This window comes from Chitinophaga tropicalis (assembly GCF_009758205.1).
In the GTDB taxonomy this organism is placed as follows: domain Bacteria; phylum Bacteroidota; class Bacteroidia; order Chitinophagales; family Chitinophagaceae; genus Chitinophaga; species Chitinophaga tropicalis.
On record NZ_WRXN01000001.1, the window covers coordinates 83,734 to 109,263 of the forward strand.

Sequence of the window (25,530 nt, forward strand, 5' to 3'; positions counted from 1 at the left end):
ATTTTTGATAAAATTTTACACCTTTGAAGTATCGTCACGTAATTTGGATTGTAGTAGCAGTGCTTGTAATAGATCAGGCATTGAAGTTCTGGATCAAGACCCACATGAACTTTAATCAGGAGTACATTATATTCCCCAACTGGTTCCGCATCCACTTCACAGAAAACCCTGGTATGGCCTATGGCCTGGAACTGGGCGGTGAATGGGGCAAAGTATTGCTGACACTCTTCCGCCTGGCAGCCGTGGTAATAGGCTTCAGGTACATGAGGACACTTGTAAAACAGCAACACCATACCGGTCTGCTCATTTGCGGTGCACTGATCCTGGCAGGTGCCGCAGGCAACCTGATAGACAGCATGTTCTACGGACTGATATTCTCCGAGACCAATTTCTATGATGTAGCTACCTTCCTGCCCAAAGGCGGCGGATATGCAGGTTTCCTTCACGGTAAAGTAGTGGATATGCTGTATTTCCCTGTGTACAGAGGCTACCTGCCTCAATGGATCCCTTTTAAAGGTGGTGACTACTTCGTTTTCTTCAATCCCATCTTTAACATAGCCGATGCCGCCATCTCCGTTGGCGTAATCACTATTCTGGTATTCCAGAAACGCTTTTTCGCCAAACACCATGAAAAAGCTGCTGCTGAAAAGGCGCAGGAAGTACCAGTGGCCAAATAATAAATAAACAGATATAAGATATTCCCGGAAAGGTCCTGCCAAATGGCAGGACCTTTTTGTTTATCCCACCATCCCTGCCAGCCCCGACATTTTTTTAACTTTTCTTTGAAGTGTTAAATTCCCGTATTACATTTGTCCACTAATCAGATAGACTAATAGAAGTATTTATAGAGCAAACTATTAATAATCAGCAATTTAATTACTTATGCAGACTTCTCTACGATGTTGTACACCTGTAATTCGGTAAAGGAGTTCCTCCTGTATTCACATATTTAGAAAAATATTATCAATTCAATATTAACAACAGTTATGTACACAACCAGACTACAACTGGCCTGGCTATGGCTGCTGATCCTGCTCTTCCCCGCAATAGCACAGGCACAGCTGAATGGTTCTTATATTATTGCCGGGAAGATCTCCGGCGACAAAAACGAGGCACTGGCAGGCGCAACCGTACAGATCAAAGGCACTTCCTTTGGAGCACTGACAGATAGCTCCGGTCGCTTCGAGATCACCACCAACGCCAAATTCCCATTCAAGCTGCAAATAAGATTGCTGGGCTATCAGCCACAGGAATTTGAAGTAAAGAACAGCAACAGCCGCTTACAGATACAATTACTCACCCAGTCGCTTCTTGTAAATGAAGTGGTGGTATCCGCCTCCAGGCAACAGGAAAAGCTGATGCGCTCTCCCGTAGCTATTGAGAAACTGGACATCAAAGCCCTGAAAGAGACCCCCGCAGCTTCTTTCTATGATGCCATCGGCAACCTGAAAGGCGTACAGATGACCACCGCAGGCCTTACATTCAAAGTATTCAACACCCGCGGATTTAACGTTCCCAACAACTTCCGCTTCATGCAGCTGGTAGACGGTGTAGACAACCAGGCAGCCACTCTGGGCGTTCCCCTGGGTAATGCCATCGGCCCTACAGAGCTGGATATACAGAGCGTAGAAGTAACTCCCGGCGCCTCTTCCGCCCTTTACGGCATGAACGCACTGAACGGAATGTCTAACCTCATTACTAAAAGCCCCTTCCGGTACCAGGGCATCAGCGTATATCAAAAACTGGCCTTCAACCATTTTGACGGCAGCGGCCCAAAGCCTATTACCGAAACTGCCGTACGCTATGCTCAGGCCTTTAATGATAAACTGGCGCTGAAAGTGAACTTCTCCTATATGCAGGGAACTGACTGGTACGCCGACAGCCATAACGACTTCAACCCGGGCTCTAAAGCCAACCCCAGCTTCCCACAATTACAGGGAGCTGATAACGTGGCCAACGATGCATGGAATAAATATGCTGATCAGAGTACATTCCCCATCACAGACAAGAATGGCAAAGCTTACAACGTATCCCGTACAGGCTATTGGGAGAAAGATCTGGTGGGCGACTATACCGTGAGAAACCTGAAATTTGACGGAGCCCTGCACTATCGCTTCAAACCTAACCTGGAAGCATCCTATACCTACCGCGTAGGACAGATGGACGGCTTCTTCCAGCGTGGTAACCGCATAGGCCTGAAGAATGTACTGGTGCAGAATCATAAAGTAGAACTGGTGGGTCAGGACTTTACCCTGCGTTCCTATGTATCGCTGGAAAACACAGGTAATTCCTACAATATGAACCCGCTGGCAGACAACCTGGAGAAATCTTTCAAGTCTGACAAAGTATGGCAGGCAGATTATACCAATGCATTGAACGCAGCACTGAATGCAGAAGGCACCAACATAGCCGAAGCCCACAGGGCCGCCCGCGCCGCTGCCGATGCAGGCAGATGGACTCCCGGCACTCAGGCATTTGACAGGCAGGTAGCCAAAATCAAAAGCATCAACGACTGGGATATATACCCTACTTCTAAAGACAGTACCAATAAAAGCGGCGGTGCGGCCCTCATCCAGATGAGCCATTTCTATCACGTTGAAGGTACCTGGAACCTGCGCCGGTATATCCACTTCCTGGACGTACTGGTAGGAGCAGATTACCGCACTTACGAGATCATACCCGACGGTAACAACTTTGTTGATTTCACCAAACCACTGGATAAACGTAGTACTCCCGGCGGTAAGAATATCTGGTACGGCAAGGTTGGTGGCTTTGTACAGGCCAGCAAAACCCTGCTGCACGACCAGCTGAAACTGACTGCCTCTCTCCGTTATGACAAAAGCCAGGAGTTTGACGGTAAATTCAATCCCCGTGTAGCTGCAGTATACACTACGCCAAATCAGCGTCACAACTTCCGTGCTTCCTGGCAAAACGGCTTCCGCTTCCCTTCACTGTTTGAAGCGTACTCCTTCGTAAACAACGGTAACGTAAGACGTGTAGGCGGCCTTGCATTCATCGAAGATGGCCTGGGATATTTCAAGAACTCCTTCCTCACCTCCAGCGCTACAGCCTTTACTACTGCAGTAAACAAGGCTGTGAATGCCAACTCCGGCCTTACCCGCCAGCAGGCAGAAGTACAGCAGGCAGGCGTGCTGAAAGTAGCTAACCTGGACCCTATCGTTCCTGAACAGATCCAGGCATTCGAAGTAGGTTACAAAAGCGTATTGTTCGACAATAGAGTGTTCATTGATATAGACGGTTACTACAATACCTATAAACATTTTATAGGACAGGTAGAAGCGGCAGTACCTAAAACCGGTAATGTGAACGATCTCACACAGGAAGTACTGGACCAGATGTATGACAAACAATACCAGAACCGCTACAGGGTATGGACCAACAGTAAATCCACTGTACAGAACTATGGCTTTGCCCTGGGCGTTACCTACAACTTCCTGAAGACCTTCACCGTTAGCGGTAACGTGAACTATAATACCCTGGCGCAGGACAAAACAAAAGATGATGCCCTGATCCCGGGTTTCAACACCCCCAAATGGTTTACCAACGTCAGCTTCGGCAACAGGCAGGTACTGCCTAACCTGGGCTTCAATGTGGTATGGCATTGGCAGGATAACTTCTACTGGCAGAACCTTTTCGGGAACGGAGACGTACCAGCTTACAGCACTGTAGATGCACAGGTTACCTACGGACTGCCTAAACTGCACACTTCTGTAAAAGTAGGTGGCTCTAATATCTTCAACTCTTCTTATTTCCAATATGTAGGTGGCCCTACTATTAAAGGATTGTATTATGTAGCAATTACATATGATCTGCCCTTTAAGAAGAAATAATACCAGGTTATCAACCATACAAAACCCGCCGATACAGCGTTCTGCAGCGGCGGGTTACTTTTTTCTGTTAATTCCTGTCACTTTTTAACCTTTCCCATTTGGATATACCGGTAATTCAGCCTACCTTAGTCTATTATATCTATAGACTATATAAATAGGGTAATACATGCCGCACAATGAGGAGATAGATCAACTTGAAAAAAAATTAGCGACTGTGGAAAGACAGGAAATACTGATCGACCTTGTCAACGAAGAGAACCGGAAGAAACCGGCCTTATGGCTCTTCATTGGTATTATTGCCCTGGCAGTAGTAGCAGGCGTGAGTATCCTCTATTATGGCACTTCAGAAGCTACTCATACAAAGGTCTATGAATTTACTCAGTCCCTCTTTACCCCTCAGTTACTGTTTTACATTTTTGTAGGACTTGCGGCGCAAACAGTAGATGGAGCCCTGGGTATGGCTTATGGCGCTACCTCTTCCTCGCTTTTACTGGGGCTGGGCGTTCCTCCATCTGTTGCCAGCGCCAGCGTGCATGTGGCAGAAGTATTTACTACAGGTGCTTCCGGTATTTCCCATTTCCGTTTTGGTAATGTAAACAAGAAGCTTTTCCTGTACCTGCTGGTACCTGGTATACTCGGCGCCATAGGTGGTGCATTCCTTATCTCCAACATGAACGCTATCTCAAAGGCAGTACCTGTTCTTTCGTATTTTAACGAAGATAATATCAAACCTTTTATCAGCGCTTACCTGCTGATTCTCGGTACCATTGTGCTGCGTAAGGCTTTTCAGCCTAAAAGGGCTAAAAGCAAAACCAAAAACCTGGGTAGCCTGGCTTTCTTTGGTGGCTTTATGGATGCCTTTGGTGGTGGTGGATGGGGCCCCATCGTTACCTCCACTCTGCTGAGTAAAGGCCGTACGGCTCATTATACTATCGGCTCCGTAAATGCTGCTGAATTTTTTATTTCCCTTTCCAGTGCAGGTACTTTCCTGATCTTTGGCGCTATTGCCGGCTGGCCGGTTATCATAGGGCTGATCATAGGAGGGGTGATAGCTTCTCCCTTTGCTGCTATACTGGTAAGAAGGATCAAGCGCAAACCACTGATGATCATGGTTGGAACGCTGATCATTATATTAAGTCTCAATACGATTATACGCTCTTTACTATAATTGAGGAAAACCACTCTGAAAAAAAACGCTTTTGCCTGCAGGCAAAAGCGTTTTTACTTTAAAATGCGCTCTCAAAAAATTTAACTCATATACAGCCAAAACCTTTTTCTATTTTTTCCGCACGCTACATTAAAAACTTTAAGCTGATATACTAATAAGTACTCACCTGCGAAGCATTCGGTACTTCCCAAAGCTTGGTAACATTAGATGTAGTAATGTTCCTGTAACGTACTTTCAGATTCTTGCTTTCTGTTCTTACAATATTGGTACCACCGGAAAACGTACCACCATTAATAGTAACAGTCACAGTGTACTGACCGCTACCATTAGTACGCAATACTTTCCCAAAAGTCGTTGCCCTGAAATTGTTGAGTATAATAGTACCATCTGCATTGATCTGCAGTATCTTATCATACGCCAGTTTTGCAATACAGTTATTCAATGTAACAGTACCTTTCGATTTCAGCGTCATAGCATCTTCTCCTACGTCCAGCCATTCAACATTTTCCAAAGTAGCATTACCATAAACATGCACACCATCACAGCCAGGTGCGCCAATTTTTACATTCTTCAATGTAGCTCCATTCTCCAGTCTGAAGATAGGCTTCTGATTTTCTGCCTGGCTACCATCCCCCATTCCGGAAGCAATAATGGTATTGCCTTTACCATCATAAACCTCACCGGCTTTTACCAGGATAGTGGAAGTAATAGGCACATTTGCCTTGATAGTAACATCAGTTGCAGCAAGGTTGTCTGACGATAATTTTTCGGGAGCTGCACTTTCTTTTGTACAGCCAACTGCAAAGGAGCCTGCCAGTACGGCGGCCATCAATAGTTGTTGTGTTCTCATGTTCGTAGAATTTATAAGTGATAGATGATCATGCTACAGGACATAGTGGTCCTTTGTCTGACAGGGTGATGCCACACAGGTTTACAATACAGAATGTTAACAGTTAATAATTAAAAATGAGAAATTGCTTCATTGCTCCGGGCTTTCATAACATGGGTCGGGCTCAACGTTTCACTATGGTTCCTTTAGGTTGACTATCGAAATTATCTAAAAAGAATACACGATAATATAAAGAGGGGATATATTTTTACGCAAACGATGCCGATAACGTTTGCGGCAACAATGTAGCAGTATATGCGGATGAAGTGTCAGGCACTTCATCCGCAGGAAGATTATTTTATTTCACCTACCATATCGATCGGGTTCACCCAGGCATCAAACTCTTCAGGTTTTACATAACCCAGTTTCACCGCCATTTCCTTCAGAGTAGTACCTTCTTTATGTGCTTTCTGTGCAATCTCTGCTGCTTTGTAGTAGCCGATCTTTGTGTTCAGCGCAGTTACCAGCATCAGTGAGTTATCTACGTGCTTCTTAATATTCGCTTCTATTGGCTCAATACCCGTAGCGCATTTATCATTAAAGCTTACACAACCATCACCTATCAGGCGTGCAGAATGCAGGAAGTTGTAGATCATTACCGGCTTGAACACATTCAGTTCAAAATGACCGGTAGCGCCGCCAATATTGATAGCTACATCATTACCCAATACCTGCGCAACGATCATTGTCAGCGCTTCACACTGTGTAGGGTTTACTTTACCCGGCATAATAGAAGACCCTGGTTCATTGTCAGGAATGTGGATCTCCCCGATACCGGAACGTGGGCCGGAGCTCAGCATACGGATATCGTTAGCTATCTTCATCAGGCTTACAGCCACTGTTTTCAATGCACCATGCGCTTCCACTATAGCGTCGTGAGCAGCCAGCGCCTCAAATTTATTTTCTGCAGTAACAAAAGGAAGCCCTGTCAGTTCAGCGATCTTCTTTGCTACGTTTTCAGAATAACCTTTGGGAGTATTGATACCTGTACCAACAGCAGTACCGCCCAGTGCCAGTTCACTCAGGTGAGCCAGGGTGTTGTTGATAGCCTTCAGACCATGGTCCAGCTGTGAAACATAACCGCTTATCTCCTGTCCCAGGGTCAGCGGTGTTGCATCCATGAAGTGTGTACGGCCTATCTTCACTACATGCTTGAAAGCTTCCGCTTTCGCAGCCAGTGTTTCACGGAGTTTCTTAATACCCGGGATAGTAACCTCTACCAGTATTTTATATGCAGCAATGTGCATAGCAGTAGGGAAAGTATCGTTGGATGACTGTGATTTGTTCACATCATCGTTCGGATGGAGTACTTTATCTTTATCAGCAAGCTGACCACCATTGATCACATGACCGCGGTAGGCAACTACTTCGTTTACGTTCATATTAGACTGGGTACCTGAACCAGTCTGCCATACTACCAGCGGGAACTGGTCATCCAGCTTACCGGCAAGGATCTCATCACAAGCTTTTCCGATCAGTACCGCTTTTTCCTGTGTCAGCACTCCGGCATCAAGGTTGGTGAGGGCTGCCGCTTTCTTCAGGTAAGCAAATGCCTGGATAATTTCCTTCGGCATCCTGTTGATATCCTGAGCAATCCTGAAATTGTCGATAGAACGCTGAGTTTGAGCACCATAGTAAGCATCTACAGGTACTTTTACTTCGCCCATCGTGTCTTTCTCTATTCTATATTCCATATGCTTGATTTTTTGCGGTACAAACCTACATATCAATTAGGAATTATCAATTACCAATCGGGAATAAACGCAGGTTTTATTTCTGTGTGAAGAGGTGCTTCTGAATCATTCACCGGTAAATCTTGCCGGTCTTTTCTGCAGAAATGCCGCCGCGCCTTCTTCCAGGTCTTTTGTGGCAAAGCAGGCTCCAAATTCTTCCAGTTCCAGTTCAAAGCCATCCACGTCCTTGTTCAGTGCGGCATTGGTACATTTTATCACCTTGGCTATTGCCAGCGGGGCTTTGGTATGTATCTTCAGCAGTATCTCTTTTGCCTTGTTCAGCAGTTCACCGGGCGCTACTACATAGTTTACAAGTCCCCAGGCAAGGGCCTCTTCCGCATTGATCATATCTCCTGTCATCATCAGCTCTGTGGCTTTTCCTTTCCCTATCAGGCTTGTGAGCCGCTGGGTACCGCCGTATCCCGGAATCAGTCCCAGGTTCACCTCTGGCTGCCCGAACCTGGCATTAGTGGCTGCAATACGGAAATGACAGGCCATGGCCAATTCACAGCCTCCGCCAAGGGCAAAGCCATTCACTGCTGCTATAATGGGTTTAGGACTGTCTTCTATATGTTTGAAAACCACCTGCCCTTTTTTAGCCAGGTCTGCTCCCTGCTGGGTTGACAAAGTAAGGAACTCTGAAATGTCGGCCCCTGCCACAAAAGCTTTTTCTCCTGCGCCGGTTATCACCGCACTCTTAATGTTCCTGTTGGAATACACTTCCTCTATTGCCAGCGCCAGTTCAGCCATCACCTGCTGGTTGAGGGCGTTCATCTTGTCCGGGCGATTGATGTAAATAAAAAAGATCTTATCTGCCAGTTCTGTACGAAGAGTCTGATACATGAGGTCCGGGTTTTGTTGGAAAACTAAATTAACGTATTATATTATAAATCAATCACTTACACTCATTCGAAATCCTCTCAGAAATTCCTGTGAGCAGCCACCCATTCTGTGATATATGTAGTAATATCTTCTGTACGGGTGCCGGGAGGGAATAACTTCCCTACTCCAATGTCATTCAGCTGTGACATATCCGTTTCCGGTATAATGCCTCCGCCGGTGAGCAGTACATCATCCATCCCTTTCTCTTTCATAAGGGCCATAATTCGTGGAAAAACCGTCATGTGTGCGCCGGAAAGGATACTTACACCGATAGCATCCACGTCTTCCTGGAGCGCTGCGCTCACCACCATTTCCGGTGTCTGGCGCAGCCCGGTATAGATCACCTCCATACCGGCATCTCTCAGGGCAGCCGCAATTACCTTAGCTCCGCGGTCATGCCCGTCCAGTCCAACTTTGGCTACCAGCACACGTACAGGACGTTGCAGGGGGTTCGCCATACTTACTTGTTTTTTATACAGCCCCGTCTTTCATAAGGGCTGATCTGTAAATGTAGGATTTTTTAATCCACAGACCATAGCACCCCACTTTTCGTTACCTTTGCCGTTCGAAATTATAAACCTTATGAGCGAAGAAAGGTCCCTCAATTTTCTGGAACAGATTATAGAAGAGGATATTACTAACGGCGTTAATGGCGGCAGGGTACTGACAAGGTTCCCTCCCGAACCAAATGGCTACCTTCATATAGGTCATGCCAAATCCATCTGCCTGAACTTTGGACTTGCAAAAAAGTACAACGGGCAAACCAACCTCCGGTTCGATGATACCAATCCCATCACCGAGGATACAGAGTATGTGGATTCCATTAAAGCCGATATCCAATGGCTGGGATTTGAGTGGGCTCAGGAACTTTATGCCTCAGATTATTTCGAACAGCTATACCAGTTCGCAGTACAGCTGATCAAAAAAGGACTGGCTTATGTGGACGATTCTACCGCAGAAGAAATAGCCGCATCCAAAGGTACTCCTACAGAACCAGGCAAACCTACACCATACCGCAGCCGCAGTGTGGAAGAAAACCTGGACCTGTTCACCCGCATGCGTAACGGTGAATTCAAAGACGGTGAAAAAGTATTACGTGCCAAGGTTGATCTGACAGTGCCTAATATGCACATGCGCGATCCCATCATCTACAGGATCAAACATGCACATCACCACCGTACAGGTGACAAATGGTGCATCTACCCGATGTATGACTTTGCCCACGGACAGAGCGATAGCATCGAAAAGATCACCCATTCCATCTGTACCCTGGAATTTATTCCTCACCGTCCGTTATACAACTGGTTCATAGAACAGCTGGAGATCTTCCCTTCCAGGCAGTATGAGTTTTCACGTCTCAACCTGACCTATACGGTAATGAGCAAACGTAAGCTCCTGCAGCTGGTAAATGAAAATCACGTAACCGGCTGGGACGATCCCCGCATGCCTACTATCAGCGGCCTGCGCCGTCGTGGATATACCCCTTCCAGCATCCGTGCGTTCTGTGACCGCATCGGTGTTGCCAAGAGAGATAACCTCATCGATGTAAGCCTGCTGGAATTCTGTATCCGTGAGGAACTGAATAAAACAGCCAACCGCGTATTTGCTGTAATGGATCCGGTAAAACTGGTCATCACCAACTACCCGGCTGACCTGGTAGAAGAAATGCCGGCAGAGAACAACCCGGAAGATCCGGCCTCCGGTACCCGATCGTTGCCTTTCAGCAATACACTGTACATAGAAAGGGAAGACTTCATGGAGAACCCTCCTAAAAAGTTCTTCCGCCTCGGCCCCGGTCTTGTTGTGCGACTGAAAAACGCATACATCATAAAAGGAGAAAGCTTCGATAAAGATGCCGACGGAAACATCACCACCATCTATGCTACCTATTACCCGGAAAGCAAGAGCGGTGGCGACACCAGCGGTCTGAACGTAAAAGGCACCATCCACTGGGTAAGCGCAGCACATGCAGCTACCGCAGAAATAAGACTGTATGACAGGCTGTTCAAAGTTGAAGACCTCAGCAGTATAGAAGGCGATTTCAAATCATATATCAACCCGGATTCCCTGCAGGTTATCAAACAGGCCTATATCGAACCAGGCTTAGTAAATGCTAAACCCGGCGATAGGTTCCAGTTCCTGCGTAAAGGATATTTCAGTGTAGATACTGACAGCACACCGGAAAAGGTAGTGTTTAACAGGACCGTCACGCTGAAAGACACCTGGGCCAAAGAAGCTAAAAAAGGATAATAAAAAAAGAGGCTTGCAATGCAAGCCTCTTTTTTTATTAAGCATTAATAGCATCCAGCCCTTTCATTATTCTCGCAATAGTCTCATGCTTACCCAGCACTTCCGCTATATTAAACACCGGAGGACCAAACTTCCCACCACACAACATAATACGGAAAGGCAGCTGTAATTCACCCACCTTAATGTTCATGGAAGTTGCAAGTTGTTTGAAAGACTCTTCCAATGTAGCCAGAGAGAAGTCTGACAGCGTTTCCAGGACAGAGGCCCAGTCCCTGAAGAACTGTGTCTTATCTGCATTCCATTTAGGCTTAACAGCCGCTACATCATATGTTTCCGGTTGCTGGAAGAAGAAGAACGCATGGTCCCATATCTCGTTCACCAGGTTGCAACGTTCCTTTACCAGTCCCACAATAGTAGCTACATACTCCGGAGCGGCATTCACTCCCTTCTCTTTCAGCACAGACTCCAGCAGGGCTGCCAGGCGGTTGTTATCCGTCATAAGCAGGTACTGATGGTTGAACCATTTTGCTTTTTCATAGTCGAATTTAGCCCCTGCTTTATGTACACGTTCCAGTGAGAAACGTTCTATCAGCTCCTGTATACTAAAGATCTCCTGGCCGGTACCATCGTTCCAGCCCAGCATAGCCAGTACGTTCACGAAGGCTTCAGGTAAAAAGCCCCTTTCACGGAACCCGCCGGAGGTAAGACCTGATTTCGGATCTGTCCAGTCCATAGCGTATACGGGGAAACCCAGTCTGTCACCATCACGTTTGCTGAGCTTACCAAAACCATCCGGTTTCAGTATAAGCGGCAGATGCGCCCACTGGGGCATCTGTGCCTCCCAGCCCAGGTATTTCCAGAGCAGCAGGTGTACAGGTGCTGAAGGCAGCCATTCCTCTCCACGGAAAGCATGGGTGATCTTCATCAGGTAATCATCTACCACTACTGCAAGATGGTATGTAGGCATACCATCTGCTTTCAGCAGCACTTTATCGTCTACAGTGCCTGTATTGAACTGTACATGTCCGCGTATCATATCTGTAAAGCCTACCTCTTCATTGAGCGGCATTTTTATACGGACCACATGGGGAGTTCCTTTTTCCAGCAGCACAGCAGTTTCTTCAGCAGAGAGGCTGAGGGAATTGCGCATCTGTACACGCGCAGCATGATTGTACTGCGGAGAAGGATTTTCTGCTGTCTTTAATTTTTCACGCATCTGCTCCAGCTCTTCCGGCGTATCGAAAGCATAATAAGCATAGCCGTCTTTCACCAGTTGTTCCGCATACTGGCGGTACTGCGCCTTTCTTTCACTCTGGCGATAGGGGGCATAAGGACCTCCTACATGCGGACCTTCATCTGCTATCAGCCCACACCAGCTGAGGCATTCTATAATATATTCCTCCGCTCCCGGCACATAACGGGTCTGATCGGTATCCTCTATACGCAGCACAAATTCTCCATTGTGCTGTTTTGCAAATAAATAATTGAATAAGACCGTGCGTACACCACCCAGGTGTAGTCCGCCGGTTGGACTGGGCGCAAAGCGTACCCGAACTTTCTGTTGTTGCATAGCCGCAAAGGTAAAGAAAGATTTAGCTACCTTTATTTTTCATCAGCATAACATCCATGTTTTATCTTACGAAAACACCGGCACTGTTAAAGGCGATCTATAAAAACTGTATTTGGAACCTGTCTCCGGCCAGGCCCTCCGTATATCTCACCTTTGACGACGGCCCTCATCCTACGGCAACCCCTTTTGTACTTGAACAACTCAGAAAGTACAATGCAAAAGCTACCTTTTTCTGTATAGGCAAAAATGTAGTAGAGTATCCTGACATCTACCAGCAGATCCTGGAAGAAGGTCATAGAACAGGCAATCATACCCATAATCACCTCAATGGCTGGAAAACGGGAACGGATAAATATATGGAGAACATCCTGGAAGCAGGGAAATATATCAATTCAAAACTGTTCAGACCTCCTTACGGCAGGATCACTCCTTTCCAGGTCAGACAGCTGAAGAAACTGGTACCTGGATCTCAGGTCATCATGTGGGACGTTCTGAGCGCTGATTTTGACACAGAACGCACCGGTGAGCAATGTGTACAGAACGTCGTATTCAAGTCAAAGCCGGGCTCTATTATCGTGTTTCATGATAGTACCAAAGCATGGGACAGGCTGGAATATGCCCTGCCCAGGGTACTGGAATATTTTACCAAACAAAAATTGGCCATGGAGGCTATCCCCTGAAAATAAAAAAGGTTGTATCTCACCGATACAACCTTTCTGTTTTGAATTATTATTGCTTATTGAGGCATTTTAATACCCCTGATCTTATCTCCCAGCTCAACAGTAGCAGAATCATCACAGATACCATTACCATAGTTGATAGAAGCCGTCTGACCATTTACAGTCACCAGCGCCTTACCTTTACCTACCCACGCACATTCAATTCCTCTCTGCAGCGGCTCTGATTCCTTTACCTCGGTAGTAGCTTTGATACCATTGGAGAATGACAGGGAATCGGTACCGTAAATGCTGAAAATATCATCCAGCACATCAGAAGGCGTAAGCAACCCCTCTACCTGAGTCAATGTATTTTTACTGCCATAAGTGATGTTCAGGGTATCCAGTTTCACCGCACCACCAGCTATAGCAACTGTGAATTTAGGCATATCGCTGGTACCGATATTGGTAATAGTGGCAGTGCCTGTTACACTTACACCGTTCATGGTGTAGGTCAATGGCTTCACCACAATAACAGAACCCGGGTAGTAAAAATAACCGCTGAAAATGATCTGCAGGGTACCTGCCCTTAAGCGGCCGGTAGCATCTGCACAACCGCCCTTAAAGTCGATCAGCAGTGTTTTAGGCCAGCTGTCGTTACCAATATCATCTTTAAGAACATCAAAGCATCCGCTCAGTTTGGAAACAGGCTGTGTATTCGCCTTGCGGCCGGTCTCATTCAGACTTTCCCTCATACCCACTTCCAGCGCAACGCCGAAAAGGTCGTCATATATCACATTTACTGAAGCCTGGTAGGCGGCAGCAGCAATAGCTTTGTTATCAGAATCATTTGTAGGTGCAGCATCATTGGTATTCTTGCTGCATGCATAAAAGAAGGTTACTGTCAATAGCAGGATGATAACGCCTGCAAGGATACGGTTAAAGCAAAAGCTTCTCATAAAATAGTATAGTTTTAAATCAGGGTTTCCGACCGTACTTTTGTACGGGGAAAGAGCAGCTAAATATTAATATTATACAAATATAATATTTTTACAAACCCAATAAAAAAATTTAATATAAAGAGAATGGACTGGATAGATTCGCATGCCCACCTGTATGGAAAGGATTTTTCGGGCGATAGGAAAGAAATGGTGGAACGGGCATTAGCAGCGGGCGTGACCAGGTTATTCCTGCCAAACATTGATAGTGAGACCATTAACAGCATGCTGGAGCTGGAAGCGCAATTTTCGGACAACTGCTACGCCATGATGGGAGTACATCCCTGCCATGTGAATGAAAATGTGGACCATGAGCTGACCATTGTACGTACATGGCTGGAAAAAAGGCCCTTTAAAGCTATTGGCGAGATAGGACTGGATTTTTACTGGGACAAGACCTATACAGAACAACAATATAAAGCATTCCGCGCCCAACTGGAACTGGCCAGGAGCTATGACCTGCCGGTATCTATCCATGCCCGTGAAAGCACACGGGAATGTATAGATGTGGTACGCTCCCTTCAGGATGGCCGGCTAAGCGGCGTATTTCATTGCTTCTCCGGTACGCTGGAACAGGCCAGGGAAGTCATTGACCTTGGCTTCTACCTGGGGATAGGCGGCGTTGTAACATTTAAGAAGTCCGGACTGGACCAGGTCGTAGAGCAGATAGACATGCAACATATTGTGTTGGAAACAGATGCGCCTTACCTGGCGCCGGTTCCATATAGGGGCAAAAGGAATGAAAGTTCTTATATACCGCTGATAGGAGAAAAGATAGCAGATATAAAAAATCTAAAAATAGCTGACGTAGCTGCAATTACGACAAGCAACGCCCTTAAATTATTCAAAACTCACTAACCTTTTAGGCGGTACATTTGCAGGCAATTCGGAACAGCTGCAATGAGTAAGATCCTGATTATTTATACTGGGGGGACTGTTGGGATGATCTATGACGAGAAGACCAAAGCCTTACGCCCTATTGGGTTTAATGAGATCCGTAACAATCTGCCTGAACTGTACAGGATGGGTATCGATTTTTACGTGTATGCCTTTAATCCTCCTATTGACTCTTCGGATATGCAACCGGAGATATGGGTGGAGATAGCTTCTATTATTGAAGATCGTTACGACAGGTACGACGGTTTTGTGATCCTCCATGGTTCCGATACAATGTCGTTCACAGCATCAGCACTGAGCTTCATGCTGGAAAATCTTTCGAAACCGGTTATCCTTACCGGTTCACAATTGCCTATAGGCAAGATCCGTACAGACGCGAAAGAGAATATTATTACCGCCATGGAAATAGCTGCTACCCGTCATAACGGGCAGGTAGTGGTTCCGGAAGTATGCATCTATTTTGACTTTGCACTGTTTCGCGGAAACCGCTCCAAGAAGTATAATGCAGAAAAGTTTGAGGCATTCTATTCCATGAACTACCCTCCACTGGCAGAAGCAGGTATAGACATCAAATACAAGACACAATTTGTTCTGCCTTCAGATTCTTCCAAACCGTTGAAAGTACATAAACACCTGGATGATAATGTAACCGTCCTGAAGATGTTCCCGGGCATCACACGTAAAGCTGTGGAAGCTACCCTGAATGTTGCCGGTCTGCGCGGCGTTGTACTTGAAACATTTGGTAGCGGTAATACCAATACACAACCATGGTTTATTGAAAGCCTGAAAAAAGCCATAGATAAGGGAGTGATAATTGTAGATATCACCCAATGTGACGGTGGCTCTGTGGAACTTGGTAAATATGAAACCAGCCAGCCATTACAGCAGATAGGTGTTATCAGCGGCCATGATATGACCTTTGAAGCCGCTATTACCAAACTGATGTTCGTATTGGGCCAGGGACTGGATGCAGAAGCTACCAAAGCTATGATTGAAACCTCTTTAAGAGGTGAGCTTACCCCCAATACCCATGACTGGGATTGAACTTTAGTGGCAGGATAAAGATTTTTTGGGATTTGCCGGAAAAATTCTATCTTTGCCACCCTGAATAAAAATTCAACCGGAGAAGTGCAGGAGTGGTTGAACTGGCACGCCTGGAAAGTGTGTAAACTCGAAAGGGTTTCAAGGGTTCGAATCCCTTCTTCTCCGCCAGCTTTAAAAAGCCTTTAAGTCGAAAGATTTGAAGGCTTTTTTGATTTAGTTATACGCCTAAAACAGAAGAGAAGCGCCTTCTGTTAAGACAAGCAGGGAAACTTTTCAAGCATTACAATGTAATAGCGAGATAGGGACTTATCTAATAAGTCACAGGTAGAATGATGAGTTATTCTAAGATAATAAAGAAAATAGCGGACACTCTAATATGTTACCTGACAAACCCCAGGTATCAAATCATTTTATTCTCATCCACAGGATACCGTTATAAAATAATAATTGAGTTTCGGGAACTACTTATGTACTATTTTGGAATATAAAGAGGGGTTAGTTTTGAAATAATCCAATGCCTCCTCATAAAAAGCTAATTCTGCAGGTAGGTTAATAATACCGTTGCCATTTAATATATTAGCATTAATTGAAGTTATTTTAATGCCATTTATTCCAACACTAATTTCATCTACATTGGCCAATTCTATTATTTGATCCAGGCTGCTTCCATATCTCTGCCTGGCCCTTTCGGCCCTTAATTTCATAAATGAGTTTATTTGCGACCAATCAACCTGTCTGGAAATAGCTTTATCGTCTATTATAAAAGTAAAGGCTGTACTTAATGCTTTAAGATCACCCTTTAAAATAGCACTCACGTACAGAAATACCACACCAAAAAGTACTAATCCAACCAATGGAATAAAATAAGCCTTGGCTACCACACCTAATATGATAAATAAAATCAGTAGGCATCCAAATACAATTTTAAAGATATCGAGCTGCCGTTTCAATTCTCTGCTAACAAAGCGATCTAAGTTTTCCTTCTTGATTTTAAATACTTTCACCATACTACAATATACTAATAAATTTAATATTATTAGTATTTATTATTTTAAATAGTGCGCCAATTTGGAGCTTTATATTATACTCAACGTGAAGAACCTGCTCAAAAAATCGCTTTTACCTTCGGTAAAAAGCGATTTTTTGAGGGCGCTTTTTGGGGCCTGCGGCCGGCTAAGAATTAAACTGGTGCACCTCCTATTTTTAACCTCAATAACATTTAAGAATACTCTTTCATTATGGATTGTGAATGGTTAATTGTAAACCTGGGTAAATGTAAAATATCATTTTACTGGCATGCGTAATGAATAGTAATCAACAAGGCGATGTGCAGCAGGTGGATCTAAATTGCTCAACACAACGATGACACGGTTCATTTTCGGAAAAACACGTAATTCACCATTCATACCATCCGCACCACCTTCATGACCAAAACTTATTAATTGCTTATCTCCATACAGCTCAAAGCCCAATCCGTACCCGTAGCCTGATGGGGCGTCGTGAAAGTAAGGCTTAATGGCCAGATCCAGCATTGTTTTGGATATCAGCTTCCCGGCCTGAAGAGCATTGACGAATCTTAACATGTCATCCACTGTAGAATAGCCGCCACCGGCAGCCATGCCCCTGTAAGGTAAGGTTTCGTCATTCCTTACCCATGCTCCTTTCACTCGCATATATCCTGGTGCGCGCATAGGAAGATGAACGTTTTCAGGCAGCTCACCTGTGCTGTTCATGTTAGCAGGCTTGAAGATGTATTTATCTATGTAACTATAATAAGACATATGGCTTACCCGGCTGACAATCTCACCAAGCAGTACAAATCCGTAATTAGAATAAGAAAATCCTTTGGATTGATCAGGACCTCGTGATCCATATAGTTTGACGTAATCAGAATTATCCCGGAGACTGGTCCGATTAGCATCAAACTCAGGGCCGAAGATATCACCTGTACCTCCAGTATGATTTAACAATCTGCGAACAGTTACCCGCGCAATATCTTTATTGGGATAGTCCTTAATGTAATCTCCAACCGTACTATCCAACGCGACCTTCCCTTTTTCCACCAATTGTAATATGGCAATCGCGGTAAACATCTTGTTCATAGATCCGTTGCGGAACTGCGTGTGGATCGTATTCAACACATGCTTTTCTTTATCCATTTCCCCCCAGGCACGATTTAACAATACTTTGTTCCCGGAAGCAACTAAAACTGCACCTGAAAACCTGCCGGCCCTGGTAAGCGTATCCGTACGTCTGATCAATGATTGGATTGCTTCGCTTTGTGATAATCTATGGATAGCCAGATCTGAAGGGCGGCTGATATCTTCAATCGTCATTTTAACATTGATATCATTTCCGCTTGTATCCACCGCTACATTCTCCCGATGCAAGGCATCCGACTCCTTTTCCTCTATTAACACTGTAAAGTTTAAGGGCTCGCTTTTTTCTACACGTACTACCCTATACCCTCCTGTTCGTTCCCAGGAATCGAGCATGGTTTGTACCGCCCATTTTTTATGGTAAGCAGCCTTGTATGCCTCCAGCTGTTGTGCACTGCCCGAATTAATAGCACTCAGCCATGCATAAAACACTTTCTCAGCAGGAGTTTTCTCATCCGTTGATTGACCCAAAACCAACGTAGGGGGCACTGATAGCAAACAAAGCATTATCAAACGCCATAAATATTTATTGTCTTCTAAAGTCATATTTCGAAACATCGAATAAGATATATTTAAAAGTAATTGCGTTAAAATACATCTTAAAATACTGAAAAGTATTGGCATCATTGTTATCTGGTAAACAGCAATGTTGCCCGGTTCAAACCCTTGCTAAAAAGGTTTGAAAGTTGCCGACAGCTCCCCACAGAAAATCAGCAAGCCTTCAAGCCCTGGGATTTGAAGGCTTTTTTGTATTGGATTATGTCTGAAATATCTTTGTAAGGACTATCTTACAACCGAAAAGAGACGTATGAAGAAAATAGGATTTTTATCGTTCGGACATTGGTCTGATCATCCAGCCTACAAAACCCGTACTGCGGGCGACACGTTGCTTCAATCTATTGATCTGGCTGTCGCTGCCGAAGAAATCGGTTTAGATGGTGCATATTTTCGGGTACATCATTTTGCAGCTCAGTTAGCATCTCCATTTCCTTTGCTTTCTGCTATCGGCGCCAAAACGAGCAGCATAGAGATTGGAACGGGTGTTATTGATATGCGTTATGAAAATCCCCTCTATATGGTAGAAGACGCCGGAGCTGCCGACCTGATTTCTGGCGGGCGCTTGCAACTGGGAATCAGCAGAGGTTCGCCAGAACAGGTAATTGATGGATGGCGTTATTTTGGGTATGAACCAGCTGAAGGAGAAACTGATGCAGATATGGGACGCAGGAAAGCGTTGCAGTTTTTGGATAAACTCAAAGGTATTGGATTTGCACAGCCAAACCCATATCCAATGTTCCCTAATCCACCCGGCTTATTACGATTGGAACCCCACTCTGAGGGATTGCGGGAACGTATCTGGTGGGGAGCGGCCTCCAATGCTACAGCCATTTGGGCAGCCGAAAACGGAATGCACCTGCAAAGCTCTACCTTGAAATTTGACGAAAGCGGCAAGCCATTCCATATACAACAAGCAGAACAGATACGGTTGTACAAAGAAGCCTGGAAAAAAGCAGGGCATCCCCGCGAGCCAAGGGTTTCCGTTAGCCGGTCTGTTTTTCCATTGATAACTGATCAGGACAGATACTTTTTTGGACAGGAAACCAAGGGAGTCGACAAAATTGGTTTTATTGAAAATGACAAACGCGCCATTTTCGGAAAAAGCTATGCAGGGGAACCGGATCAGCTTATCAGGGAATTGGCTCAGGACGAAGCCATTCAGGAAGCTGATACGCTTCTTTTGACGATACCCAACACGTTAGGAGTGGACTATAATATACACATCCTATCGTCTGTACTGAAGCATGTTGCGCCCGGATTAGGTTGGCGTTAAACTTCAGTCCAGCCAGGTTATTTATAAAATAAGAACGCCGCGCTAAGCTTAGCGCGGCGTTCTTATTTTATAAAGCTATTCAGTTTTCAGACTTCGTACAGGGTTGACCATTGCAGCTTTTACTGCCTGGAAACTCACAGTAAGGACCGTGATACCAACCGTGAGTATTGCCGTCAGGATGAAAACCAGTGGGCCTATACTGATGCGATATACATATTTCTCCAGCCAGTTATTAAGAAAATAGAAAGCCAGCGGAGAGGCGATCAAACAACTGATCATTACAAGTAGAACAAATTCCCTGGATAACAATGCCCATAACTGCATAACAGACGCTCCCAGTATTTTCCGTATTCCAATCTCTTTGGTACGCTGTTCTGCCATATAGGAAGCCAACCCGAACAAACCAAGACAGGAAATAAAAATTGCCAGCAGAGAGAACAGACCGGTTAATTTACCGATCAGCATTTCCAGTTCAAATTTCTTTGCATAGGCTTCATCAACAAAATTGTAGATATAGGGATAAGCTGTATTATACTGTCCAAAGATCTGGGCAATCCGGTCAATCGCTTTTGTTGTACTCACCTTTGGAGACAACCGGTAGGTAATAAATCTTACTCCGCCTGGCCTGTACATAAAGACAGTGGGAGTAGGCGATGAAAAAGGAGACTCCATAATAGCATTCTTAGCTATACCTATGATCTTTAAGTTATGACAGCCATTATATGCAATAACCTGTCCTATCGGGTCTTTCAGATGCATCTGTTTAATAGCGGCTTCATTCAGGATCACATTCAATGAATCGGCGCTTGCATTGCCGGTAAAGTCTCTGCCTGCTGCCAGTTCTATACCCATCGTTCTGAAATAACTATTATCCGCAACAAAGACTACTGCTGCACCCACTTCCTCTTCTGGTATTTTTCCAGGCCAGCTTTCGATACCACTGAAGTTTCTGAGTGCAGTGACCGTCTCGGAAGATATAGTAACAGCCGTCACCATACCACTTTGCATCAGATCATTTTTTAAAGCTGTATAATTTTTTTTCAGATCACTGCTGGCGTCTGTCATCACCAACCGCTGCTGATCATAACCTACAGGACGTTCCTGTGCATATTTTATCTGCTGATAAATAATGATGGTGCTGATAATGAGTGTTATAGAACAGGTAAATTGTATTAATACCAGCATTTTTCTTGAACGGACCGCTCGATGATCTGCTCTTAATACTCTGACAGGTCTGAAAGAAGAAAGATAAAATGCAGGACGGCCACCCGCCAGTAAGCCGGTGAGCAGCAAATAGCTGATCATAATCATCCAGAAAAATACATTCGTATAAGGGATGCGGATAGTTGTCTGTGTTAGTATATTAAATGAAGGTAATGCAATTTGCACCAATAACAACGATAGGATAAATGCGGCAAAAGTGATGACAAGAGATTCTGTCAGGAACTGTAAAATCAGTTCATATCGCCGGGAACCCACAACTTTTCTTACGCCTACTTCCTTTGCTCTTTTTTCAGATCGCGCTGTAGAAAGATTCATAAAATTGATACAGGCAATCAGCAGCACAAGTATCCCGGTAATACTAAATACTCTTACATAGCCGATCAGCCCGCCGGTCGCAACCCCATTTTTAAATTCGGTATAGAGATGCCAGTCTTTCATTTCCTGCATTATTATTTCACTATGCGAACGCTTATATTCTTCTGGGTTATATCTGGCTATGATCTTCTTCAATACTGGTTCAACCTGCGCATAAGAAACTCCGGGCTGTAATGATACATACACATTGGATGTAATCTGCCCCCACATGTTAAGATAATCCTTTGTATTGCTGTTCTGAATGAGATATTCATAAGGAATAACATAGTTAAATTTCAAAGTAGAATTATCCGGAATATCCTTTAACACACCAGTCACTTTCAGATCGTTCTGGTTATCGATACGAACAATCTTATTCAGCGGATCTTCATTTCCAAATAACGATCTCGCAGTCGACTCCGTCAGTACAATCGAATAAGGATCATTTAATACCTGCTCTTTACGCCCTTTTAACAAGGGATATTGAAATATTTTCAGGAAATCATTTTCAGCTATTATCCCCGGCAGATATATCTTTCTTTCTCCCGCTACCAGCCCGTGAGGTTTTATCCAGTCTGTCATCACCGCATGTTTGATGCCCGGAACGTCCTTTCTCAATGCTTCTGCCAATGGCATAGGTGAAACAAGGTAAGCATATATCTCACCGTTACTTCCGGTACCTTTTAACCCGGCCTTATAGATCTGCTGACTATCAGGAAGGAACCTGTCATAAGAATACTGGTACCAGATCCACAAGCCAATGATCAATGCCACTGCCATCCCGGTAGCAAGTCCCAATATATTCAGCAGACTATATAGTTTATTGTGGATAAGGTTACGCCAGGCGAGCTTAAAATAGTTTTCAAACATGGAGCTAGGTTTGAATACCTGTTGCCAATAAAATACCAGCTTTTAACATTATAAAAAACAATAGATTAAAGTTGCGGATATTTTCCAACCTGTCCGGTTTTGTACAGTTGATGTCCGTTTTTTACTTTGAAATTTCACCTGTTCCCCCTTGATAAACAATAAATACTGATTTTTAGGTAGATTAATTATGCTCTGTTTTATATACATTCGGCTTTAATTTCCCATAAAATGAAACACTCGCTGAAAGCACCTATATTCTGTATTGTTGTTTGTTTATTTGGAGTTTCCTTTATAGCTAACGCACAGAAAAAAACAGAATTCTTTCTCCCTACATCTGCTTTTAATAAAGAGGAGGCTTATAAAATGCTTGAAGAAGGAACCAATAGCATTCAGGGGCGTATTTCGTTAAAAAAAAGAGGTTGGGTAAATTATCCTTACTTCAAAGAAAAAGTCCTTTTCTATCCTATAACACCACATCTTTTAGAATACATAGAGCTTAAAAAAAAATATAATAGTAAAACAAAGCAGGCGGCTATGACAAAGGAAGCTGCCATGGCCCGGATAGAAACGAAAACGATAGATGACAAAGGTAATTTTGTATTTGACAACGTAAAGCCAGGCAAATACTATATTGTGAGCTGGGTTACATGGGAAAAAGTAAGAGGTTACCAGGTGCAGTCAGGGCCGGTAGTGGCGAACTATAATATGCTTGGGCAACAAATGGGCGGAGGTTATGTACCGACAGAAACCCATTATGATGCAACAGCTTTTGAAAGAGAGATAGGCGAATTTATTGAAGTGACCGGCAATGGCCAGGTAACCACTGTAACCATAGCCAGATAATCAGCTTTTTAGCTGGCTAACCTTTTTGTGAAACCTAATAAAATAGTACTAATGAAATTAATATACATTTTCCTGACCAATCTTTTACTTGGCTATAGCATTACCCATGTAAAAGCCCAAACAATTTCTTTTCCTGATGAAAATTTCAAAGAAGCTTTGATAGCCGAAGGCCTCGATGCAAATAACGATGGCAACATTCAAAAATCAGAAATAGCAGATGTTAAAAAACTGCATGTAAATAATGCTAACATCTCTTCAGTAGTAGGCATCAAAAATTTTACGAATCTTGAAAACTTTGCTTTTCTTAACAACGATCTAAAAACTGTTGACCTGGAGGGGATGAAAAATCTGAAATTCGTTTATGGCAATGGAAATCAGATTACAGAACTGAAGCTGAAAGGCTGCACAATGGTGGAAGTGATTTTTATGGATCAAAACCAACTGTCTACCGTTGACCTTACAGGACTTACAGAGTTAAGGGACATACGAATAAACGTGAATAAGCTGCAAAGGATAGATCTAAGCAATAAACCTAAACTGGAAAAAGTACAGCTTTTCAGAAATAAACTAATCGAATTCAAAGCTAATGGCTCTCTGGAACTGAAAGATATAGATCTCTCTAATAACCTGATAACTGAAGTTGACCTGAGACTTTTTACTAAGCTCGTTTTGGTTGATTTTACCAATAACCCGTTAAGAAAAATCAATGTTACAGGCCTGAGTAAACTCGAAACACTGTATTGTGAACCAATATCTCAGACCAGCTATATTACACAGTTAAACACCTGCGGGCTTATCAGTCTCAAAGAGCTTAAGTGGTGAAACATTCTCAACACACACCTTAAAATCATCTCCGCATCAAGTCCACATCAAGTCCACCTCTTCTCCAATGTTAAAGCATTGATAACTGCACTATGAAAGCTGTATAAGACTAGTATACCTCCTCTATAACCCTCTAGGATCTCATCGCATCTCACCAGTCTTCCACAAAATTTTCTAAAGAAAATTTTGCGAAACCAATTAGTTGCACGTATATTTGCAACCAGTTAGTTGCGATACTTAAACCAAAACTATATATGAAAGCTAAAATCCTCTTTGTTTTATGCCTCCTGGCAGGTCTGATGTTCGTTAATGCAGGACTGGATAAGTTCTTCCACTACATGCCGATGCCTAAAGATATGCCTGAGAAAATGGTAAAAGCCGGTATGGCATTTATGGAAATAGGCTGGCTCATGCCACTGGTTGGCGCTATTGAAATTCTTGGCGGCTTATTACTGATCTTCCCAAGAACCAGGGCGCTGGGAGCTATTGTTATTCTACCCGTTTTAGCAGGTATTCTGCTTGCCAACATCTTCCTGGCTCCATCAGGTTTGCCCATTGCACTGGCATTGGTAGCAATCATTCTTTGGGTAATTATTGACAATTGGGAAAAGTACCTCCCAATGGTAAGGAAATGATTTATGAGACGAGATATCTTTCAAGCCATTGCCGACCCTACAAGAAGAGCTATCATTGCTCTGATTGCAGTACAGGCAATGACACCTAACGCTATCGCTGAGCATTTTGATACAACACGACAGGCAATTTCAAAACATTTGAAAGTTTTAACTGAATGCGAACTAGTGAAACAGGAACACCAGGGCAGGGAAATATACTATCAACTTGAAATTGACAAAATGAAAGAAATAGATAAATGGCTGGAACAGTTCAGAAAGATATGGGAAAGCCGATTTCAACAACTAGATCAACTTCTATCCATCATAAAAAAAGGAAAATAATGACACCCACTTTGCAATTCGACTTCATCGCAGATAAGGTAAAAAATACGCTGACCGTCAGACGTGAATTTTTAGCCGGCAGGCAGTTAGTTTGGGATTGTTATACCCAAAGAGAATTACTTGACAGGTGGTTTGCACCCGCTCCATTAACCACAAAGACGAAATCTATGGATTTTCGCGAGGGGGGCCACTGGCATTATGCAATGGTAGAACCAAACGGTACAGAATACTGGGGCTATACAGAATATCTGAAAATAAAACCGATTGACTATTACACATCACTGGATGCTTTCAGCAATGCAGAAGGTGAAATAAATAATGATCTGCCGCGCGCAGAGTGGCTTGTAACCTTTACTGATAAAGGAGAAAACGCTTTGGTAGAAACCATCGTTGCATATAAATCCCTTTCAGACCTGGAAACAGTTATCCAGATGGGCATGGAACAGGGAATGATGGCAACCCTCCAGAAACTTGACGAACTGTTATTGACCATAAGTAAATAGTGCTTAAACTTAAGCACTGCACTTCACTGG

General features: G+C 44.0%; 22 protein-coding genes and 1 tRNA gene. 14 read left to right on the plus strand and 9 right to left on the minus strand.

The features are described 5' to 3' along the window. Positions 1 to 23: 23 nt before the first annotated feature. From GO493_RS00370 to GO493_RS00380, 3 genes are all read left to right on the plus strand, one after another. Positions 24 to 677, plus strand: a complete 654-nt coding sequence (locus GO493_RS00370) for a lipoprotein signal peptidase (RefSeq protein ID WP_157304086.1) — start codon at positions 24 to 26, stop codon at positions 675 to 677. A gap of 309 nt (positions 678 to 986) precedes the next feature. Further along, on the plus strand, positions 987 to 3,851 hold the full coding sequence (locus GO493_RS00375; protein ID WP_157304087.1) for a TonB-dependent receptor: 2,865 nt from the start codon (positions 987 to 989) through the stop codon (positions 3,849 to 3,851). Between the two features lie 166 nt (positions 3,852 to 4,017). Beyond that, positions 4,018 to 5,019: a sulfite exporter TauE/SafE family protein gene (locus GO493_RS00380; protein WP_198315398.1), complete on the plus strand. Its 1,002-nt coding sequence runs from the start codon at positions 4,018 to 4,020 to the stop codon at positions 5,017 to 5,019. Positions 5,020 to 5,170: 151 nt separating this feature from the next. Here the strand turns inward: GO493_RS00380 and GO493_RS00385 are convergent, their stop codons facing one another. From GO493_RS00385 to GO493_RS00400, 4 genes are all read right to left on the minus strand, one after another. Continuing rightward, on the minus strand, positions 5,171 to 5,869 hold the full coding sequence (locus GO493_RS00385) for a pectate lyase (RefSeq protein WP_198315407.1): 699 nt from the start codon (positions 5,867 to 5,869) through the stop codon (positions 5,171 to 5,173). 332 nt (positions 5,870 to 6,201) lie between these two features. Continuing rightward, positions 6,202 to 7,602 carry a class II fumarate hydratase gene (fumC, locus tag GO493_RS00390; RefSeq protein ID WP_157304088.1) on the minus strand — a complete coding sequence of 467 codons (1,401 nt, stop codon included), beginning with the start codon at positions 7,600 to 7,602 and terminating at the stop codon, positions 6,202 to 6,204. Between the two features lie 105 nt (positions 7,603 to 7,707). Next, on the minus strand, positions 7,708 to 8,484 hold the full coding sequence (locus GO493_RS00395) for an enoyl-CoA hydratase/isomerase family protein (RefSeq protein ID WP_157304089.1): 777 nt from the start codon (positions 8,482 to 8,484) through the stop codon (positions 7,708 to 7,710). A 77-nt stretch (positions 8,485 to 8,561) separates the two neighbouring features. Next, positions 8,562 to 8,981 carry a cobalamin B12-binding domain-containing protein gene (locus GO493_RS00400; protein WP_157304090.1) on the minus strand — a complete coding sequence of 140 codons (420 nt, stop codon included), beginning with the start codon at positions 8,979 to 8,981 and terminating at the stop codon, positions 8,562 to 8,564. 124 nt (positions 8,982 to 9,105) lie between these two features. On the opposite strand from GO493_RS00400, the gene GO493_RS00405 reads away from it, so the two are divergent. Continuing rightward, entirely contained in the window at positions 9,106 to 10,773 is a 1,668-nt protein-coding gene (locus GO493_RS00405) for a glutamine--tRNA ligase/YqeY domain fusion protein (protein WP_157304091.1), read from the plus strand. 37 nt (positions 10,774 to 10,810) lie between these two features. On the opposite strand, the gene gltX is transcribed toward GO493_RS00405, so the two are convergent. Next, complete coding sequence (gltX, locus tag GO493_RS00410) at positions 10,811 to 12,343, minus strand: glutamate--tRNA ligase (protein ID WP_157304092.1); 1,533 nt, start codon at positions 12,341 to 12,343, stop codon at positions 10,811 to 10,813. Between the two features lie 56 nt (positions 12,344 to 12,399). Between gltX and GO493_RS00415 the strand changes: the two genes are divergently transcribed. After that, entirely contained in the window at positions 12,400 to 13,023 is a 624-nt protein-coding gene (locus GO493_RS00415; RefSeq protein ID WP_157304093.1) for a polysaccharide deacetylase family protein, read from the plus strand. A gap of 56 nt (positions 13,024 to 13,079) precedes the next feature. Here GO493_RS00415 and GO493_RS00420 read toward each other — a convergent pair whose 3' ends face one another. Further along, positions 13,080 to 13,958, minus strand: coding sequence for a hypothetical protein (locus tag GO493_RS00420; RefSeq protein ID WP_157304094.1), 879 nt, complete (start codon positions 13,956 to 13,958; stop codon positions 13,080 to 13,082). A 126-nt stretch (positions 13,959 to 14,084) separates the two neighbouring features. On the opposite strand from GO493_RS00420, the gene GO493_RS00425 reads away from it, so the two are divergent. From GO493_RS00425 to GO493_RS00435, 3 genes are all read left to right on the plus strand, one after another. Continuing rightward, positions 14,085 to 14,855: a TatD family hydrolase gene (locus GO493_RS00425; RefSeq protein ID WP_157304095.1), complete on the plus strand. Its 771-nt coding sequence runs from the start codon at positions 14,085 to 14,087 to the stop codon at positions 14,853 to 14,855. Positions 14,856 to 14,897: 42 nt separating this feature from the next. Continuing rightward, positions 14,898 to 15,938 carry an asparaginase gene (locus GO493_RS00430; protein WP_157304096.1) on the plus strand — a complete coding sequence of 347 codons (1,041 nt, stop codon included), beginning with the start codon at positions 14,898 to 14,900 and terminating at the stop codon, positions 15,936 to 15,938. A 78-nt stretch (positions 15,939 to 16,016) separates the two neighbouring features. After that, positions 16,017 to 16,106: transfer RNA gene (locus GO493_RS00435), tRNA-Ser, on the plus strand. Between the two features lie 293 nt (positions 16,107 to 16,399). On the opposite strand, the gene GO493_RS00440 is transcribed toward GO493_RS00435, so the two are convergent. Together GO493_RS00440 and GO493_RS00445 are read right to left on the minus strand one after the other, a co-directional pair. Next, positions 16,400 to 16,945: a hypothetical protein gene (locus GO493_RS00440; RefSeq protein ID WP_157304097.1), complete on the minus strand. Its 546-nt coding sequence runs from the start codon at positions 16,943 to 16,945 to the stop codon at positions 16,400 to 16,402. Positions 16,946 to 17,221: 276 nt separating this feature from the next. Beyond that, positions 17,222 to 18,724 carry a serine hydrolase domain-containing protein gene (locus GO493_RS00445; RefSeq protein WP_157304098.1) on the minus strand — a complete coding sequence of 501 codons (1,503 nt, stop codon included), beginning with the start codon at positions 18,722 to 18,724 and terminating at the stop codon, positions 17,222 to 17,224. Positions 18,725 to 18,905: 181 nt separating this feature from the next. Here GO493_RS00445 and GO493_RS00450 point away from each other — a divergent pair, with 181 nt between their 5' ends. Next, entirely contained in the window at positions 18,906 to 19,928 is a 1,023-nt protein-coding gene (locus GO493_RS00450) for an LLM class flavin-dependent oxidoreductase (RefSeq protein ID WP_157304099.1), read from the plus strand. A 75-nt stretch (positions 19,929 to 20,003) separates the two neighbouring features. On the opposite strand, the gene GO493_RS00455 is transcribed toward GO493_RS00450, so the two are convergent. After that, positions 20,004 to 22,376, minus strand: a complete 2,373-nt coding sequence (locus GO493_RS00455; protein ID WP_157304100.1) for an ABC transporter permease — start codon at positions 22,374 to 22,376, stop codon at positions 20,004 to 20,006. A 534-nt stretch (positions 22,377 to 22,910) separates the two neighbouring features. Between GO493_RS00455 and GO493_RS00460 the strand changes: the two genes are divergently transcribed. From GO493_RS00460 to GO493_RS00480, 5 genes are all read left to right on the plus strand, one after another. Beyond that, the gene (locus GO493_RS00460; RefSeq protein WP_157304101.1) at positions 22,911 to 23,219 is read left to right on the plus strand and encodes a prealbumin-like fold domain-containing protein; all 309 of its coding nucleotides are present in this window, start codon (positions 22,911 to 22,913) and stop codon (positions 23,217 to 23,219) included. 51 nt (positions 23,220 to 23,270) lie between these two features. Next, complete coding sequence (locus tag GO493_RS00465; protein WP_157304102.1) at positions 23,271 to 24,041, plus strand: leucine-rich repeat domain-containing protein; 771 nt, start codon at positions 23,271 to 23,273, stop codon at positions 24,039 to 24,041. Between the two features lie 254 nt (positions 24,042 to 24,295). After that, on the plus strand, positions 24,296 to 24,676 hold the full coding sequence (locus GO493_RS00470; RefSeq protein WP_157304103.1) for a MauE/DoxX family redox-associated membrane protein: 381 nt from the start codon (positions 24,296 to 24,298) through the stop codon (positions 24,674 to 24,676). 3 nt (positions 24,677 to 24,679) lie between these two features. Then, positions 24,680 to 24,997 carry an ArsR/SmtB family transcription factor gene (locus tag GO493_RS00475; RefSeq protein ID WP_157304104.1) on the plus strand — a complete coding sequence of 106 codons (318 nt, stop codon included), beginning with the start codon at positions 24,680 to 24,682 and terminating at the stop codon, positions 24,995 to 24,997. After that, on the plus strand, positions 24,997 to 25,500 hold the full coding sequence (locus GO493_RS00480) for an SRPBCC family protein (RefSeq protein WP_157304105.1): 504 nt from the start codon (positions 24,997 to 24,999) through the stop codon (positions 25,498 to 25,500). The genes GO493_RS00475 and GO493_RS00480 overlap by 1 nt, the downstream gene beginning before the upstream one ends. Positions 25,501 to 25,530 lie beyond the last annotated feature (30 nt).